Genomic DNA, 16,664 nt, shown 5'->3' with positions numbered 1-16,664 from the left:
ATTCAATTTAACAAACCCGTTTCAGAATTCTCCATCTAAAATCTTTGATTTAGGTGGAGATGAATGAAACTCGACTTTCCTCCATGGATGGAGGAGGTCTTGAAATCAGGATGATTTTTCATTTCCCCGATTTTCTACATATTTTTTTATGACCTCAAGTGTAGCTCCGCCCGTCGAAATGAGACAATAGGCTCGAGTCCAGAAAACAGGTTTCGAATAATATTTCTTCAGGTGTGCTGGAAACTTCTTCCTAATAAGTCTGCTCGTTACGGTTTTTAGGTTGTTGATGAGCTTTGAAAGATTCATCGCCGGGTGTGCTTCAAAGAGAAGATGAACGTGGTCTTCTTTGCCGCTAAACTCGAGGAGTCTGCAGTCCCATTCACAAAAAAGTCTACCAAACTCTTGCTTTAGAAAATCTAATTGCTCTGGCCTGAGACATCTTTTTCGATATTTGGTTACTAACACTAAGTGATAGTTGAGACTGTAAACGGCGTGAAAATGTCCACGTAATTTCGTTTTTTCTTTGATTTGACTTTTCATAACACTAATAATAGAACAGACAAGGAAATGAATCCACTCACGAGACGCTACAAATTCGAAATTTTCCCTCACCGGTGCAGAAACGGCATCTAGGGAAGATATTTGGCTCGGTTCGTTTTGTGTACAACGAATTTCTAAAAATAAACGAGGAGCTGTACGCGGATGGGATACAGAAACTCTCTCGCACAGAGATGCAAGAACATCTCCTCATCTGGAAAGAAGCCATTGACTGGCTGAGTGACGTACCAAGTCAATCCTTGCAAGTTGCAACTCACGATCTCGATGTCGCCTATCAGAATCTGTTTGCAGGACGCGGTAAAAAGCCAAGACTCAAAAAGAAGTTGTCTGCGCAAAGTGTTTCACTCCCACAACCAAAAATCAAATCAGTGTCGGGACAAAATTGCGTATTTATTCCAAAATACAAGACTTGGATACCGATGAAAATGCATAGAGAATTTCCAGACGGTGCAAAGTTCGGTGCCGCCACCATCTCTAAAACTGCAAGTGGACGATACTTCGTCAGCATCGTCACAAAATTCAATACGAAAGAGAAAATTCTTTCAACCCATGATGGGATCGTTGGTGTTGATCTGAACATCAAGCATATTGTTCTGAGTGATGGCGAGAAGATCCAGGTTCCAAGGACATTGGAAACGCTCGAGAGCAGAAAGCGCAGGCTTCAAAAGAAGATGCAGCGCCAGCGAGATATGCAGAAATCAGAAAAACGATCCAATAACTACGAAAAAACAAGATTTCGACTTGCAAAGTTGCACGAAAGAATAAGGTTCCAAAGGGAGGACTATCTTCACAAATTGGCTCTCAATATCTACCGCAAGAACCAAGTGGTAGCGATGGAGACACTCAATGTGAAGGGCATGATGAAAAACCGAAGACTGGCAAAGTCAATTGCGTTTCAGTCATGGGGAAGACTTGTTGAGATAATGAAGGTGTATGCTGTCCAATACGACAAACATTTGCATTTTATATCGACTTGGTTTCCAAGTTCTAAGATGTGCCATCAGTGCGGGTTCGTGAACAGCGAGCTCACCCTTTCCGATAGGGAATGGACATGTGAGTCATGTCAGACTCATCACGATAGGGACATCAATGCTGCAATAAATATTCAAAACGAGGGTGGGTCCTACCCCGTTCATCAGCCTGTGGAGAGGAAAGGCTCTGTTGTACGGCCGAAAGGGCGCACAACAACCATGGCCTCGGCGAAGCAGGAATCATCAAGATTTGAGGTGGCATCGTGAGACGCCATCCGCTTGATGCTACCACTTATTCCCGACAAGGGAAAAGTGGTGAGAGGTTCACAGAAGCTCGTTCATGCAGGTGCTTACCGTTTTGTGTTTGAGAAGAGAGAGAAAAGGTGCCATTTCACTTATCCCGTATTTCCGTAAGAGTGCCGCAAAATTTTCTGCCGAAAATATCCCAGGACCTTGTGGATCCTGCTCGACGAGGAAGTAGTGAAATACGTTGAAAATTGCAAGCTGGTCCAAGGGGTGCCCCTGAAACTTCGATGAGAGAAGAGTCTCAAAATCATTTAGAGAGTGGATGTGGTTCGCAATCAAATTAAAATACATTTGATCTGGTTTGAGAAGAACCAAAACGCGGAGAGCGTCTTCCACAGAGGAACTGATCCTTGAAAGATGTGAGATGGCGCTCAAACGTACAATTGGTTGCCCAGTCTTGAGTGCGACTTTCAATAGCCGCACAAATGAATTAACAGACTTTGTTTGTAGTAAAAGCAAATTTAACCTTAAGGATTGGACCGTCGGACCAGGTAAGAGTTGCGGCCTTATTTCTAAGAGTTCACGGACCCAAGATACAAACTTATCGTCAGGTACCATCGAAAGGGAATTCATCACAACTCTTTCGTTAAAATGGGGGAGTAACTGCATTCTGGACCAATGCAACTCAATCCATGCTTGAAAATCCGCCGAACTCCTCAGATCACTCGCACTATTCATGAGTGGGGCGGAGAGTGAAGGAGTCGCAATAAAAAGTCTGAACAGTCGCCCCTTGACATCTTTGAATCCAATTGTGGGATTCTTATTCGCAGACAACGAAATTAAAGCCAGATTCAAAAGAATCTCGTTTGATGCTTCGGTCCTTATTGTTTGCGGAGAGTTAAGATGCGACTCAAGAGACGGGATATCGAGGTGGGGGACCAAATACGGAAAATAGGGAATAATAGCTTGTGCGGCAGGCAGATGAAGCATCGTCGCCATTTCGTTCATTTCGCCTGGGGTGAGCTTTTTTTCGATCGCCATATTGAGCGCGAGGCTCAGGATTTGGCTCGACCAATCTTGCATTTCCATCTCGGCGAGTTCCTTCTGGTTTGAGGTGCTCGCGAGACGCGCTTCCTCTTCAAGGCGTTTCTGGCCCAGTTTGATCAATTCGGCAAATCCCGACTTGCCGCTGATTCGATCGGCCACTGCATTGAAGATATCCTGACTCACAGAATCAGCGTAACCAAAGGCGAAGGCCAGCCACTTTGATAGACTCATATCGTCTGCTATCAGTTTGTCGATGAACTCGATCCATTCGGCGAATGGAATCACTTTCTGAAGAAGGCCCGTTCTCTGCGCTAAAATCTGAAATTCCTCTTGGGTCGAAGGGGAATCAAATTCTTCCAAGGAGGACACAATGTACTTTACGAGCTTCAATTTGAAGGTAGTATCCATTCGTTCTAGCGAATCAAGCAGCGCAGGGTCGTTTTCAAGATGAAAGATTTGATGGACTCTTCCAACTAAAATCGGTGCAATCAAATCAAAATTTTCAACGGTAAAGGCATCTGGAGCGAGCAAAGCACCGGGTTGAAAATCGAGTAGGACCTTTCTGGCCGCTGGATTCTCTCGGTCAAGAATGAGTTCGCGTTGTTTGCGATATTCTCTAACAGAAATTCCCTGAGTATTGTTGAGTGCACTGATAATTGGCGCCAAGCTGGAGTAATCAAACCCAATGAGCCTTGCAAGCTCTTGAGCTGGCTCCGCTGCACCTGACACCGTCAAAGCAAGAAGGAGTGTTCGAAAATTCTTTGAATCTAGCTGCTGAATGCCTTGTGGTTCACCAGCATACGGACTGCCGTCTTGAACGGAAATATGAAGAGTAGGGTTAGCAGTCGGTTGAATACTTCGACCGATCGAGTTCTCTGCCATCGAGTCGTAAGCATGGGTTGAGAACGTCTCGATGACGTGTCGCAAAGTCGCATCAATGAAGTCAATGGGTTCATCCATCCGTCCCGTTGAATAGTGCCTGAGAACGTTCGCAATCTCCGAAAAATTCACGTTTTCATCGATCTTGTCTGGAGGTGGAAGAAGGAGTTTCGAAAATCCAAGGTGCTGTCGCGATTTGAAAAAGCCTTTTAAAATCAAGTCGGTATGAAACGAGGTCAAGCGGAGTCCATTGACGGTGTGAAGATAGAAGTCTGGATTTTCAGGACGGTTGACCATGCTTCCAACAACTATGCCAAGTGGTGCCTTGGAAGCTAGATCGACGGCCAGAAAAACTCTCTCCTTTGCGCTCATCGGGTAGCCCATACAAGTCTTGGAGCTACAGTCGCGAGCAAGCAGACCCTTGATCAACGCGAGGTCAGCAGGCAACTCGAAAAGAACCAGTCCTTCTCGCCGCGAGAGAGCTGTATTTTCAATCGTCACTGCAGCCGTCCTCAGTGCCTCGGTGGTCAAGGTAGTCAACATTCTAAGTGCTAGGCTGTGTTGATATTTATATTCAGGGAAAGACTGCAGCACGTCTCGAATTGCCGGTCGCAACTGCTTTTCAGGAATAGACTTTAGATTTTTTGCTCGAAGGATTTGAATAAGTCGAGCGACCACTTCATTTTCAAGTTTTTTTCGAGCCAATAGCTCTGTGAAGAGGGGTGCAGAAAAATGAGATTTTTGGTCCAGCTCCGTCAATAATTGTTCGTCAGGTAACTTAAGCAGCGAGTTTTTTTCAGGATGATTTTTCAGAAGATTGGCCAGCGCGATGCGCAGGGTTTCGCCATTGCTTAAATTCAACAGAGATTTTAAGTTGGTCAGCAACAGAGTCTCTATAGAATTAATTTCATCAACTGAGGTCGCTCCGATTGCTTCTAGATCAAACACTTTTTGTTGATTTAATTTAGCTTCACCAGTTTCAATTCTTATGGTTTGCAGATTACGCGATCGATCTTCGGCTGTGATCAAGGAGTTGGTTTTTTGAATGAGATCTGCGCGCTTTTCAAGAAAACCAACAAAATCTATTTGATTGCCGATCGAGTTCATTGGAATTTCGGGGAACAGTTCAACGGCGCGGAGTAAATACTCGGAACCACGAGTGTCACGAATTTTCTTGTAGGAAGATTCGTCTCCAGACGAGTTGAGACAAGTTAAAAAAATAAATACGACTAGAATGAAAGGGGATTTCACTATTTGCCCCCAAGGGAAAAAACGAAAGGAGTTTTGAAAGACTTTTAACATTAGAAATATGATCTCGTCTAGAAATGAGTTGTCTCATTAATCATTTTCTAAGTTGGAAGTCGTTGGTTCGAATATTAACAAGAATGGTGATCGCGGCATGACTCGAACATGCGACCTACTGCTTAGAAGGCAGTTGCTCTATCCAACTGAGCTACGCGACCCTTAGAAACGACCACCTATCGATATACGGACAACATCGGTCTGTCAAAACCTTTGGACTTGAAAAAATCACTACCTATCCCCTCCCGAAGTCAGGACTGACATCCTTAGGTTGACTATCTTTGGCCAATCCAAGAAGAGACATACCCAAGACAGCTGATAAGAATGAACCGATAAGAACGCCAAGCTTAGAGTAAATTTCAAGATCTGGGGTCTTTAAAGCAATATGGCTAATGAACAAAGCCATGGTAAATCCGATTCCTGCCAGACAGCCCACGCATGCTATGTGATACCAGGTCACACCGCGAGGTAATTGCGCCAAGTTCATCCGAACTGCAAACCAGGAGAAAAGCACAACACCGATTGGTTTTCCCAACATGAGTCCGAAAATAATGCCAAGGCTAATGTGATTTTGCATAAGTAAAGAGAAATCAAAGCCTGTCAAACTGATCCCTGTATTGACAATGGCAAAAATAGGCATAATTGCAAAGCTCACAATCGGATGGAGGACGTGAATCAACCGATCCAGGGGGGAGCGCGCCTCATTTGAAAGGTGGTGAAGCTTTTCCAACATGCCCTTGGTCTTCTCGTCGAGATACTCTGTCGCGGGAACCAAAACCGGAGAATTTTTGTTTGCCTCCTTGTCTTTTCCCTCTAGATAATTATCAAGGTCATCAACGAGTTTCTTGATCTTCTCAGGAGCTTCCTTCTTGCGAAGGAAGGGTTTTGCAGGAGTCATAAGGCCCAGAACAACTCCTGCGATAGTGGCATGAATTCCGCTTCTGAGAATGGCAAACCAAATCAGAACTCCTAAGATCGTATAAATAGGAATCTGACGAACTCCTAAGTATTTAATGAAAGCAACAGTTAGTATTCCAAGCGCCACAAAAAACAGAAAAACCTGGGAAACATCTGAGGTGTAAAAAAAGCCAATGACTGAAACAGCGCCGAGGTCGTCAGCTATCGCGAGTGCCAATAGAAATACTTTGAGAGGAAAGGGTACCTTTTTTCCCATGAGAAGAAGGACTCCCACGGCAAAAGCTATGTCCGTGGCCATGGGTATTCCCCATCCGGAGTGACCGGGCCCATTCAAATTGAAGGCGCTATAAATTAACGCAGGGAAAACCATACCTCCAAGAGCTGCGAACAAGGGCAGGGCCGCCTTTCGTGGCGAAGCCAGTTCACCCATGACCAATTCCCTTTTTATCTCAAGTCCCACGACAAAAAAGAAAATGACCATGAGGGCGTCATTCACCCAGGCATGGAGACTCAACTCCAAGCTCCAATTCGCAATTCGGAACGAGATTGGCGTTTCAATCAAATGGAAATAAGCATCTGCCCAAGGAGAATTGGCCCAGATCATGGTCAATATCGTCACAAGAATCAGAATTATTCCACTGGCTGATTCAAACTGGAGAAACCTTTCGATCGGAGAGAGGATTGTGGAAACGATCTTCTGTGCGCGCCGGTGTCCCAATTTGTCTGACATCCTCAAAAAACCTTTCGGTGCAGTTTGTTGTTCTCTTATTCTACTTCAGCTGTTTCTTTAAATTCAAATATTCAAAGGCCACCTGGGGAATCTCTACTATCTGTGAGAAGTATTAATCAATAGATTCCTATTTCAAGCGGTATAACATAATGCGTTAAACTGATTGTTGTTTCGCTCGTTTCGATTTCATGAAGCTGCTTCTTCCTTCCTTCCCTTGTCCAACTTTGCTACATTTCGCTCCTCTCTTTCACTTGTGAGGTATTTAATTTTATGGCTCCAGAGAAGACTTATTCAGTTGATGAAATCCTGGCCCAGATCACCCCCACGCCCGTGGTGTCTACTGGCCTGAATCGGGCTGAGAAAATCGAGAAAATTGCAGTAAAAATGGCCGACATTATGGACATCTTGGGTTTGGACCTGACCAATGACAGTTTGAAAGAGACCCCTCAGAGGGTTGCTAGAATGTATGTGGACGAACTCTTTTCAGGCCTGTGGAGTGAAAATTTTCCAAAAATAACCGTTATTGACAATGAAATGGCCTATGATCAGATGATTGTCGGTCAAAGAATCGAAATCAAATCAACCTGCGAACATCACTTTCAGACCATTGATGGGTATGCAACGATTGCATATATACCGAAGGACCGGGTCATTGGGCTTTCTAAAATTAATCGGATTGCCAGATATTTTTCGCGGCGTCCTCAAGTTCAGGAGCGTTTGACAAAACAGATAGCAGACTGCCTTTCTTATGTTCTCGATACAAAGAACGTGGCCGTTCACATATCAGCTAAGCATCACTGTATGGCGAGTCGAGGAGTAGAGGATTCGAGTAGCGTCACGGTGACTTGTGACTTGCGTGGTGATTTTAAATGCAAAAGTGAAACCAGGTCAGAATTTCTGAGTCACTGTGATACGAATAACTGTATGACATGATCTCAGTCTGCAAATATTAAAAATTCTTTGAGAGGGACATAGTTTTTTTGAGGATAAGGGTAAAGATAAGGAGAAGGAGGAGGGTATGGATATGGCGATCATTCCTATTCCGGGATTCAGCGAACCTTTTAGCTGCTGGTCACATTTGTTAGCTGCCGTCGTTTCGCTGGTCGGTACATTTTTCCTATTAAAACGTGGAAGAGGAAATTTCTGGAGGCAATCAAGCCTTCTGGTTTATTCTTGCTCTTTGGTTTTTCTTTTTTCGATGAGCGGAGTCTACCACCTCCTCGATCCTGGAGGATACCCGCGGATGGTTTTGCAGCGTCTTGATCATGCGGCCATTTGGGTTTTGGTTGCGGGAACTTTCACTCCGATTCATGTTATTTTGTTTCGAGGATTTTGGAGATGGGGAATTTTGCTTGTCATCTGGTCTATCGCCATTACGGGACTGGTACTTAAAACTATTTTTTTTAAGGAAATCCCAGATTGGTTGAGTCTCACTTTTTATTTGGGACTTGGTTGGATAGGAGTGATGACGGGTTGGCGGTTTGTTCAGAGCTTTGGAAAGGAAAATTATCACTATTTGATTTGGGGTGGGGTCGCTTATTCGGTTGGAGCGATTCTTGAGTTTATCAAATGGCCAATTCTTGTTTCTGGCGTAGTGGGACCGCATGAGATATTTCACGTGTTTGTCGTTATCGGAGCGACTTTGCATTGGTTTTTCATTTATCGGTGGGCCTCTCATCCTCTGGTAAAGAACTTACTTGTTCGAGTGAGATGCACAGAAACAGGAAATTGCGTTGCGGAGGCGATTGGTGAATCGATTCGCGTTGAGGCAAAATCAATCGATGAGATGCGCGTGCTCTTGCGAGAAAAAATTGCTGATAGATTTCACAATCGTCAGCCTCCAAAGAGCACTCGTCTTAGCTTTAGCTATGAGGAGTTATGGAACTTTGACGAAATCGTTCGTAATACTTCAGCACCATCCATTGAAATCAAACAGAAAAAGAGCTAGCAGGTTGATAATCAGATTTTCTAACTCTCCGCAATAAAATGCATTTCTCTGAGGTGGGGTGCAACGATTTTTTTGAAATTCTCGGGCAGATTCATTGAAGTTTTCGTTGATGACTCGAGTGGAAGAAGTTAGGCTTTTCTTCAGTCTCCTGTAATCCACAAGTCCTAAACAGTCTATAGGAGTTTCAATCGGATGAGCCCCAATGGTAAGTGGCATAATGTCAAATCCTGCTCTTATCGTGGTTTTACTGGAGGGCTTTCCTTCCAGGCCCTACTATTAGCGCGTTTGGGTTGGATTTCTTGAACTTTGTGAATTCCCCCCCCCTTCGCACTTTCAATGAAATAGAAATGGGACACTTAGTTGTGTTCTTAAAATCAAAATCCAGCCATCAGCATTGGTTTTGCCATACATCGGCGATTGATTGGATTGAAAATGATTAGCAAGGATAAGCGACGATTCCTGAAGAGGCTTGTATTTATTCCTGTTCTTCTTGCTGCCTTGGCCAGTGTTCAATTTTTTTATGGTCGATTCAATAGTCAAAGGATCCTACAGAACGCACGAGACAACGGAGTTTTGATATGGGACCAAGAACAAATTCACGAAGATGATGGTTACATATTGGTTCAATCCTTTGGAATCGGCTGTTCCCTCATTAAAAGGAACGGATCTTTTGTGCGAAAGGTTCCTGGAATTTACTGCAATATTCTTTCAAACGGAGAATTGATCACGAGCATGTTTGACAGTCAATCTAGCAGCTTCGTTACTAAGATTAGAAATAACCGTAGAATATGGCAAGTGCCGAATTACGTGTCTCACGACGTCTCCGTTTCTCCAATAGATCAATCGATTTGGTACATTAACCTTGAGTTCGTAAACAAGGGAAAACGACGCATTAAAATTGATGCTTTTGTAAATCTATCTCCGTCTGGAGAAGAAGTCTTGCGTTGGCGGCCCGATGATCATTTGGAAGAAATCGCTTCATTTCTAAATGGTCCACTGAAAGAGGCCAACTATTATCAGGTTGAAACAATTGAGAAGGGCTCATTTGGTCTTTTTCACATGAATTCCGTGCAGGTTATTCCCCCGAATGATTTGATGAAGCAACATCCAGAATTTCGGGCGGGTAACATTCTTATATCAGAGAATTACAATGGACTTGCAATGATTGTCGACACGGAGAGCAAAAAGGTTGTATGGGTTTTTCAATCTCGATCAAAATGTGGGATGCACAATGCCCGTTGGATATCCAATAATCGCATTTTAATGTTTTCAAATCGAAGTGCAACAAGTCCGGATATTTCAGATGAAAAGCTGATTAGCCTTTGTCATAGCACCGAAGATAAACATGTACCCGGCGTCGCATCTTATGTCGAGGAAATCGACCCAATTTCTCGAAAAGTAGTTTGGAGTTACACCGAACCACCTGCTGGAGAAATGTGTTGCAGAGGGCTTGGGTCAGCACAAAGGAGAGATAATGGCAATACCGTTATCTCACACGCATGTAAAGATAGTTCTATTATTGAAATCGATTCAAAGGGCAAAATACTGTGGAAATGGCAGTATCCAAAACCAATCAACAAAGACCCAAATTCGGCAAATTCAAAGAATTCAAAACGAGACTACCGCGCCGATTGGCCAACAGCAATCTACCGAGCTGATTGGTTGCCAAACCATCTCGTAGATAACTGGCTCGCAACCCAGTAGTGTGAGTTTTACAGTAGTGATTTCTTGGCTCAGGTTTCCCGACATTTTTCTGGTGTACCTAAACTTGCAGGGCATTGAGGATTCTGCTTGGCAGTTATTTAGATTATTTCAAAAGCAGCAGTCGATCTGTCTTATCTCAACAATCTGCTAGCGATATTCGGTCATGATTTCTTTGAGGGCCTCAGGCGGAGGCCTCAGTTCCCCCTCGCTCATATAAGCCAGGGGTTTTGTGGCATCCAGCTGAAGTGTTTCAATCAAATTTTCATGAGTTTCATCAAGATAAAACATCCCGGTGAGAATTTCTCCTCGATTTCGGGATTCAGTGAGCAATTGAATTGCTTGACCTGCATTCTTGACATCGTGCTCGGAGGAATTCAACTTTTTCAAACTGAGTTTTGATCCATCAGGCATTTGCACAATCTGTACTTCACCTTCATTGTAATCAACATTGATTTGCTCGAAGGCTTGAATAAAACCAAGCTCCTGCAACACGTGATTGTGTTCTCGAACGGAGCCATAACTTTTTGTAGAGCCTTCATGGTTAGCAAAGGTGATACAAGGCGAAATGATATCAATGAGGGCCGTTCCGCGATGATGGATGGCTGCTTCAATGAGTGGGACCAATTGTTTTGCATCTCCAGAAAACGACCGTGCCACAAAGGAACAACCAAGATCGATTGCGATGGAACAGAGGTCGATCGTCGAAAATGGATTTTTTTCTCCAGATTTATGCCGACTTCCTTTGTCGGCGGTGGCCGAAAACTGACCTTTTGTTAAGCCAAAAACACCGTTGTTTTCGACAATGTAAATGAGAGGGAGATTTCGTCTCAGCAAATGAACGAAACCGCCAACACCGATGCTTGCGGTGTCTCCATCTCCTGAGACCCCAATGCAGACCAAGCTGGAATTTGCGACCTTGACTCCCGTTGCGACAGGAGCCATCCGGCCGTGAATCGCATTAAACCCATGAGCTTTATTCATAAAATAGGCAGGTGTTTTGCTCGAGCAGCCGATGCCAGAGAGTTTCGCCACTTGATAGGGAACAACTCCTGACTTGTAAAAGGCCGATATGATGTGGCCGGTGACGCTGTCATGCCCGCAGCCTGTACAGAGCGTTGATTTGCTTCCAGAGTAATCCGTTCTTGAAAGTCCAATGGAGTTGACCGAATTCATAATTGATTCTCCGACTGAGCAATTTGATTGAAAACCTTCAAAGGGGTTATTGGCATTCCATCGTACTGAAGGACGGAATTTAACTTATGATGATGCTGAGGCCACTGCTCCCGAATTAAGCGAGCCAACTGACCATCGCGATTTTGTTCAATGATATAGACTCGTTTGCTTTCAGCCAAAAACTTTTCGACATCTTCACTCATTGGGAGAGCACGCAACCTCAGATAATTCGTTGGAGTTTGTCTTTCTTTGAGCAAACGTCTGACTTCAGGTACGGCAAAATCAGTCGAACCAAAAGCAATAAGACTCACTTGTGCTATGGGATCTTTGTCTATGACGGGATTTGGAACAAGGGACTTTGCCGTCTCAAATTTTGCTTTCAGGCGGTCAAGCATGGCCGCGTAGACCTGAGGATTTTCACTATAGTTTGACTTTTCGTCATGCCCAGTTCCCCTGGTAAAATAGGCAGCAAGCGGATGATGGGTGCCAGGGAGGGTGCGTTGAGGGATTCCATCCCCGTCAATATCTCTGTAGCGAGCAAAGGTCCCCAAGCGATCGAGATCCGCTTGGCTTAAAACCTTGCCGCGATCATAAGGTTTTTGTGGATAGTTGAATTCATCGCTCACCCAGAGATTCATTCCCAAATCCAAATCACTCAAGACAATAACAAGAGTTTGCAAGCGCTCAGCCAGATCGAACACAGTTTGTCCAAATTCAAAACACTCACTTGGATTAGCGGGTAAAAGGACGATGTGTTGGGTGTCTCCATGAGAAAGGTTTTGAGCCGACGAGAGGTCGGCCTGTTGGGTGCGTGTTGGCAATCCTGTAGAAGGTCCCCCTCGCTGTACGTTCCAAATAACTGATGGAATTTCTGCAAAGTAGGCAAGACCTGCGGCTTCAGACATCAACGAAAGCCCAGGACCTGAGGTCGCAGTGACGGCACGAGCGCCTGCCCATCCAGCACCAAGAACCATAGATATCGAGGCCAATTCATCTTCGGCTTGAATGATGGCGGCTCGTCTATTTCCATTTTCACTTGTCCGGTATTTGTGCGCATATTTTTGAAAGGTTTCAACCAGGGAGGAGGACGGCGTGATGGGATACCATGCTGCCACTGTGCAGCCTCCGAATAACCATCCCAGTGCTGAGGCAGAATTTCCATCTATTAAAATTTTATTCTCGTTGCCTCCAGGAACAATTCTGGCTTTGATCGGGAATTCATTTATTTGCAAATTTTCTTTGGCCCAATTTATTCCGGCAGAAATTGATTTGGTATTGAGCTCGATAACTTCAGCTTTGTCCGAGAAAAGAGTGTTCACGACATTGTGTAGAACCTGGGGATCAAGCTCAAGAAGCTCGGCGAGAACACCAACATAGATCATGTTGACAAGAAGTTTTTTGAGCTTTCCTGAATCAGTGATTGGCTCAACAATTTTTTTAAAAGGGATACTGATAAAATTAATGTCTTGTCGTCGCAGAGATTCAGGAAACTGAATCTCATCATTGAGAAAAAAATGGCCACCTGACATGACACTTTTTTGGTCCTCCAATGCTGTGCTTGGATTCATAGCGATGACGATGTCACTCTCTTCACGTCGGGCGGTGAAACCCTCCGGGTTTGCGCGGATCGTAAACCACGTGGGAAGTCCAGAAATGTTCGAAGGGAAGAGGTTTTTTCCTGTTACGGGAATGCCCATACGAAAGAGTGTTCTCACCAAAGTATTGTTGGAGCTCTGACTTCCACTTCCATTAGACGTGGCGATGTGAAGAACAAAGTCGTTTGTCTTTCTGCCCATTTGAAATCATCTTTCGTTTAAGAGGTTGTAAGAGATAACTTCTCCTCGCAAGAGAGGCTCGTCCACAAGTGCAAGGTCTTACAGTATACGCAAACGGAGCCTGGGATCAAGTTCTGACGAGTTTCAATTCTCGAGTTCTCATTTTTCGGAATCAGGAGTGCCGCTAGCAATGCCCTCGGTTGTAAAATGAGGTTCCTCTGCACTCGAGTTTGGACCGTAAGCGTTGGGGTTGATTTCGAGCACCCACTTTCGGTAGTCTTCATCAATCTCCTGAATCGGCGCAGGAGGGTGCACGGGGCCAATGTGGACCACGAGTTTTCCGGGGCGAGGGAGGGCGGCTCCCTTTGGCATCAAGGTGGCATTTCCTTCGAGGTAGAGAAATAGAATGGGAGTTTTTGTTCTTTCAGAGAAGACGGAGACTCCACGTTTGAAATCTTGGATATAGCCATCAGGAGATCGCGTGCCTTCGGGAAAGAGCAGCAGCCAAATTCGATCGAGTCGGTTCAACAGATTTGTGCAAAGTTTGAGGGCCTCGCCTTTGCGATCCTTTCGATCGATCGGAATTGCTCCCAGGCAGTGCTTGGAGAAAAAAGTAAAAACAGGATTTGCAAACCAATAGTCCTTGGCCGCCGAGATATAGAGATCAAGCCAGTATTTGAATGGTACTGCCGCAGCGATCGATACTGCATCAAGGTGGCTCGCGTGATTGGAAATCACCAAGAGGCGCCGGTGTTCTTGGTAAATCTTGTGGAAATCTCCCTTTACCTCGAGACGGATCCAAAAACGAAAGGCCAGAGCCTTTAGAAAAAAACCCCAAAGTGCCCTAAATATCAGACTGGTAAAGTCAAAATGGCGGGTGAAAAGAGGCAAATGCTTGAGGTGACTGGGCAGTTGCGTCCATTGTTCATTTTCGTAGTTCCAATTCCAGTTTCGTTTGGTCATGGATGAGGGAATCTTTGAAGAAAGATATAGAGGTAATAGTAAATTGGCCCGACGAAAATCAGTTTATCTACCCTCGCGAGTATATCTCCACGTCCAATAATGAAAACACCCGTATCTCTAATGCCCAAGTCGCGGCGAATCACCGAGAGAAAAAGATCACCAAAGCGACCGAGAACCGCCGCAGCGAGTCCCGCTGCAATCCAGAATCGTTCACTTCGGTCGGGAAGAAGATGACGCATACCCCAAGCGACGAGCAGAGTGACCATCAAAGAAATAAGCACTCCCTCTAGTGTCAACCGAGGAGATATTGTCGCAAAGGGCTTTATTTTTCCAAAAAATCGACCTGAGGAGAGTGAAACGTTTTCACTAATTTCAGTGAGTAAGTAAAGATAAAGAACAATATATGGACCTGAGCCGAGCATGAGCAGTCGACCCAAATGCATCAAGGACCATCCAAAAAAAATGAAGGCCATGAGGCTCAAAGCAATGTATTGAATCATACGCTGGTAACTGTTGCGCAACAAAGGTATCCAGCAAATCGTTCCCAAAAAAATCATGGGGAGAATATTAAAAATCTCATCGGCTCCGAGATAGATTGTGAGGCCCAATAAAAGAGTGAAAATATACGATATCCAAACGAACCAGCTCCGGTGATACATTCCCGACATCTGAAAAAAAACTTTGATGCTAGAAATAGAGACGAGAGTCAGAGCTAACAACGGCCAAGGAGAGGGTAAGGCCAGAACGAGGAGAATCAGAGGGGCCAAAAAGAACCAACTTTTAACGCTCGCCCAGCCGGCTCGAAAATGAGTTGATTTTTTTCTGAGAAAAAACAAGACGATTCCCAATATTGAAATAAGTCCAATGATGAGAAGACCAGTTTCAAAATAAAGTCTATGATCAAAAAGGCTTGTGTGGCTCACAAATTTCTCCATTGCACTTGATGATCCTTAAGTTTTCTGTAAACCGTAGAACGCGAGAGGCCCAGTTTTCTACAGAGGTCATCCAAATCAGAATATTCAGTTAAGGCTTTTTCTAAAACCGCTTTCTCGAATTGATTTAGCATTTGCGAGAGTTCGCCCAATTCGATCGGCAAACCAAGGTCTGCACTTAAAGAAGCCGTTGTCTTTGGTAGAATATTTTTTACATCCTCACCGCGAATGATCGGGAGAGGGCAGACAAGGAGCAGTTGCTCGCAGACACGTTTGAGTTCACGTACATTTCCGGGCCATTCGTAGAGAATCAAGGCATCTAAGGCATCCGAGCTAAGGATCTTTTTTCTATTTCCCGTAGTCACAAGGAAATGTTCTGCGAGAGGCCGAATGTCACCGGTCCGCTCAGATAAAGTCGGAAGCTGAATGCATTTGCCCTTCACTCTCCACATCAGGTCATCACGAAATCTCTTTTCTTTGACTAATTTTTCAAGGGATTCATTCGTGGCCAAAAGAACTCTCGTGTTTACCCGAGTGACCTGGTTAGACCCAACCTTCCGAACTTCTCCCGTTTCCAGAAATCGAAGCATCTTGGCTTGTTGACTCAGAGGAAGAGCCTCTAGTTCATCAAGAAAGAGATCTCCTCCTTCGGCCGCTTCTGCGAGCCCTGTTTTTTGATGATCGGCACCAGTGAAAGCATTCTTCACATGTCCAAAAAATTCGGATTCAAAAAGATGTTCCGGTAAAGAAGCCATGTTAACTGTTACAAATGGGCGACCGGACCCCTCCTGTTCATGGAGAAGGCGCGCGACAACTTCCTTTCCTGTCCCTGTGGCACCTGAAATAAGTATTGGTCCACTCTCTCCTTTAAGGTGGGCGATCGATTCCAACACGAGCTTCGATGGCCTTGATCCGCCTAGCCAGCGAAATGCGGAGTTTGGCTGGTGATGAGCCCTCTCTTTGAGTCGAAGGGATGCCTCAATTTTATCCAAACAATGGAGCAGCTCGTTTGCATTAAGAGGTTTCGCTAAAAATCGCGAGGCTCCAAGGTGCAGGCATTTTTCCATGATCTGACGGTTGATATTTCCTGACATTGCGACCAAGGCCAAATGTGGATCTCGGTTGCGAAGTTTTTCCAATACAGAGCAACCTTCAGAGGACTCGACGGACCCAGTTAAATGCATGTCAACAATAGCGGCATGAAAAAAACCAAAGGGAATCTCTTCTGGTCGATCATGAAAAGTTGCAACCCAGTGGCGAGGCAAGAGAATGCGGACAGCATCTCCCACCAAGGGGTCGTCATCGATGAGCAACAGTCGTAGCGGTTCTGACACCTTATCTCCCTGGTTTTGTGCTGTGACACTGTGCTGGCAATATGGGGCCCCTTAAGCTACATCGTGGTCCTCATTGAGACAACTCCTCTTGGCAGATTTTGCTTCTAAGAATCACTATTTTTCACGGTTTTATGGAATCGACATTGAATGTCCCCGCGCGAAGAGATAGAATCAACAAAACTTT

General features: G+C 44.7%; 12 protein-coding genes and 1 tRNA gene. 4 read left to right on the top strand and 9 right to left on the bottom strand.

The window, feature by feature from the left end:
• Positions 1-105: 105 nt before the first annotated feature.
• Positions 106-540 carry an IS200/IS605 family transposase gene (gene tnpA, locus IPL83_10585; GenBank protein MBK9039593.1) on the bottom strand — a complete coding sequence of 145 codons (435 nt, stop codon included), beginning with the start codon at positions 538-540 and terminating at the stop codon, positions 106-108.
• Positions 541-614: 74 nt separating this feature from the next.
• On the opposite strand from tnpA, the gene IPL83_10580 reads away from it, so the two are divergent.
• A complete protein-coding gene (locus IPL83_10580; protein ID MBK9039592.1) occupies positions 615-1,796 on the top strand; it encodes a transposase in 1,182 nt (393 codons plus the stop codon).
• Between the two features lie 57 nt (positions 1,797-1,853).
• Here IPL83_10580 and IPL83_10575 read toward each other — a convergent pair whose 3' ends face one another.
• The 3 genes from IPL83_10575 to nhaA form a co-directional block, all read right to left on the bottom strand.
• Complete coding sequence (locus IPL83_10575; protein ID MBK9039591.1) at positions 1,854-4,952, bottom strand: hypothetical protein; 3,099 nt, start codon at positions 4,950-4,952, stop codon at positions 1,854-1,856.
• A 135-nt stretch (positions 4,953-5,087) separates the two neighbouring features.
• Positions 5,088-5,164 (bottom strand) — tRNA-Arg (locus tag IPL83_10570).
• A gap of 74 nt (positions 5,165-5,238) precedes the next feature.
• Positions 5,239-6,651 carry a Na+/H+ antiporter NhaA gene (gene nhaA, locus IPL83_10565; GenBank protein MBK9039590.1) on the bottom strand — a complete coding sequence of 471 codons (1,413 nt, stop codon included), beginning with the start codon at positions 6,649-6,651 and terminating at the stop codon, positions 5,239-5,241.
• A 270-nt stretch (positions 6,652-6,921) separates the two neighbouring features.
• Between nhaA and folE the strand changes: the two genes are divergently transcribed.
• The 3 genes from folE to IPL83_10550 all read left to right on the top strand — a co-directional run bounded on the left by folE (position 6,922) and on the right by IPL83_10550 (position 10,303).
• The gene (gene folE / locus IPL83_10560) at positions 6,922-7,584 is read left to right on the top strand and encodes a GTP cyclohydrolase I FolE (protein MBK9039589.1); all 663 of its coding nucleotides are present in this window, start codon (positions 6,922-6,924) and stop codon (positions 7,582-7,584) included.
• 85 nt (positions 7,585-7,669) lie between these two features.
• Positions 7,670-8,599: a hemolysin III family protein gene (locus IPL83_10555; protein ID MBK9039588.1), complete on the top strand. Its 930-nt coding sequence runs from the start codon at positions 7,670-7,672 to the stop codon at positions 8,597-8,599.
• Positions 8,600-9,031: 432 nt separating this feature from the next.
• Positions 9,032-10,303: a hypothetical protein gene (locus IPL83_10550; protein ID MBK9039587.1), complete on the top strand. Its 1,272-nt coding sequence runs from the start codon at positions 9,032-9,034 to the stop codon at positions 10,301-10,303.
• 147 nt (positions 10,304-10,450) lie between these two features.
• Here the strand turns inward: IPL83_10550 and IPL83_10545 are convergent, their stop codons facing one another.
• From IPL83_10545 to IPL83_10525, 5 genes are all read right to left on the bottom strand, one after another.
• Positions 10,451-11,476 (bottom strand): 2-oxoacid:ferredoxin oxidoreductase subunit beta, encoded by a 1,026-nt coding sequence (locus tag IPL83_10545; protein MBK9039586.1) that lies wholly within the window; start codon positions 11,474-11,476, stop codon positions 10,451-10,453.
• Positions 11,473-13,272, bottom strand: coding sequence for a 2-oxoacid:acceptor oxidoreductase subunit alpha (locus tag IPL83_10540; protein MBK9039585.1), 1,800 nt, complete (start codon positions 13,270-13,272; stop codon positions 11,473-11,475). Before IPL83_10540 ends, IPL83_10545 begins: the two co-directional genes overlap by 4 nt.
• Positions 13,273-13,410: 138 nt before the next feature.
• Entirely contained in the window at positions 13,411-14,214 is an 804-nt protein-coding gene (locus IPL83_10535) for a 1-acyl-sn-glycerol-3-phosphate acyltransferase (GenBank protein MBK9039584.1), read from the bottom strand.
• The gene (locus tag IPL83_10530) at positions 14,211-15,137 is read right to left on the bottom strand and encodes a phosphatidate cytidylyltransferase (GenBank protein MBK9039583.1); all 927 of its coding nucleotides are present in this window, start codon (positions 15,135-15,137) and stop codon (positions 14,211-14,213) included. The genes IPL83_10535 and IPL83_10530 overlap by 4 nt, the downstream gene beginning before the upstream one ends.
• On the bottom strand, positions 15,134-16,480 hold the full coding sequence (locus IPL83_10525; protein ID MBK9039582.1) for a sigma-54-dependent Fis family transcriptional regulator: 1,347 nt from the start codon (positions 16,478-16,480) through the stop codon (positions 15,134-15,136). The genes IPL83_10530 and IPL83_10525 overlap by 4 nt, the downstream gene beginning before the upstream one ends.
• Positions 16,481-16,664 lie beyond the last annotated feature (184 nt).

The sequence above is a fragment of the Bdellovibrionales bacterium genome (genome assembly GCA_016716765.1).
GTDB lineage: Bacteria > Bdellovibrionota > Bdellovibrionia > Bdellovibrionales > UBA1609 > JADJVA01.
Note: the sequence above shows the minus strand (reverse complement) of the source record. Positions and strands in the feature narration are given on the sequence as shown.

Bases quoted from the DNA above. Each gene is read 5' to 3' on its own strand.
- tnpA (MBK9039593.1), bottom strand. From the start codon at position 540: ATGAAAAGTCAAATCAAAGAAAAAACGAAATTACGTGGACATTTTCAC.
- nhaA (MBK9039590.1), bottom strand. From the start codon at position 6,651: ATGTCAGACAAATTGGGACACCGGCGCGCACAGAAGATCGTTTCCACA.
- folE (MBK9039589.1), top strand. From the start codon at position 6,922: ATGGCTCCAGAGAAGACTTATTCAGTTGATGAAATCCTGGCCCAGATC.
- IPL83_10555 (MBK9039588.1), top strand. From the start codon at position 7,670: ATGGATATGGCGATCATTCCTATTCCGGGATTCAGCGAACCTTTTAGC.
- IPL83_10550 (MBK9039587.1), top strand. From the start codon at position 9,032: ATGATTAGCAAGGATAAGCGACGATTCCTGAAGAGGCTTGTATTTATT.
- IPL83_10545 (MBK9039586.1), bottom strand. From the start codon at position 11,476: ATGAATTCGGTCAACTCCATTGGACTTTCAAGAACGGATTACTCTGGA.
- IPL83_10540 (MBK9039585.1), bottom strand. From the start codon at position 13,272: ATGGGCAGAAAGACAAACGACTTTGTTCTTCACATCGCCACGTCTAAT.
- IPL83_10535 (MBK9039584.1), bottom strand. From the start codon at position 14,214: ATGACCAAACGAAACTGGAATTGGAACTACGAAAATGAACAATGGACG.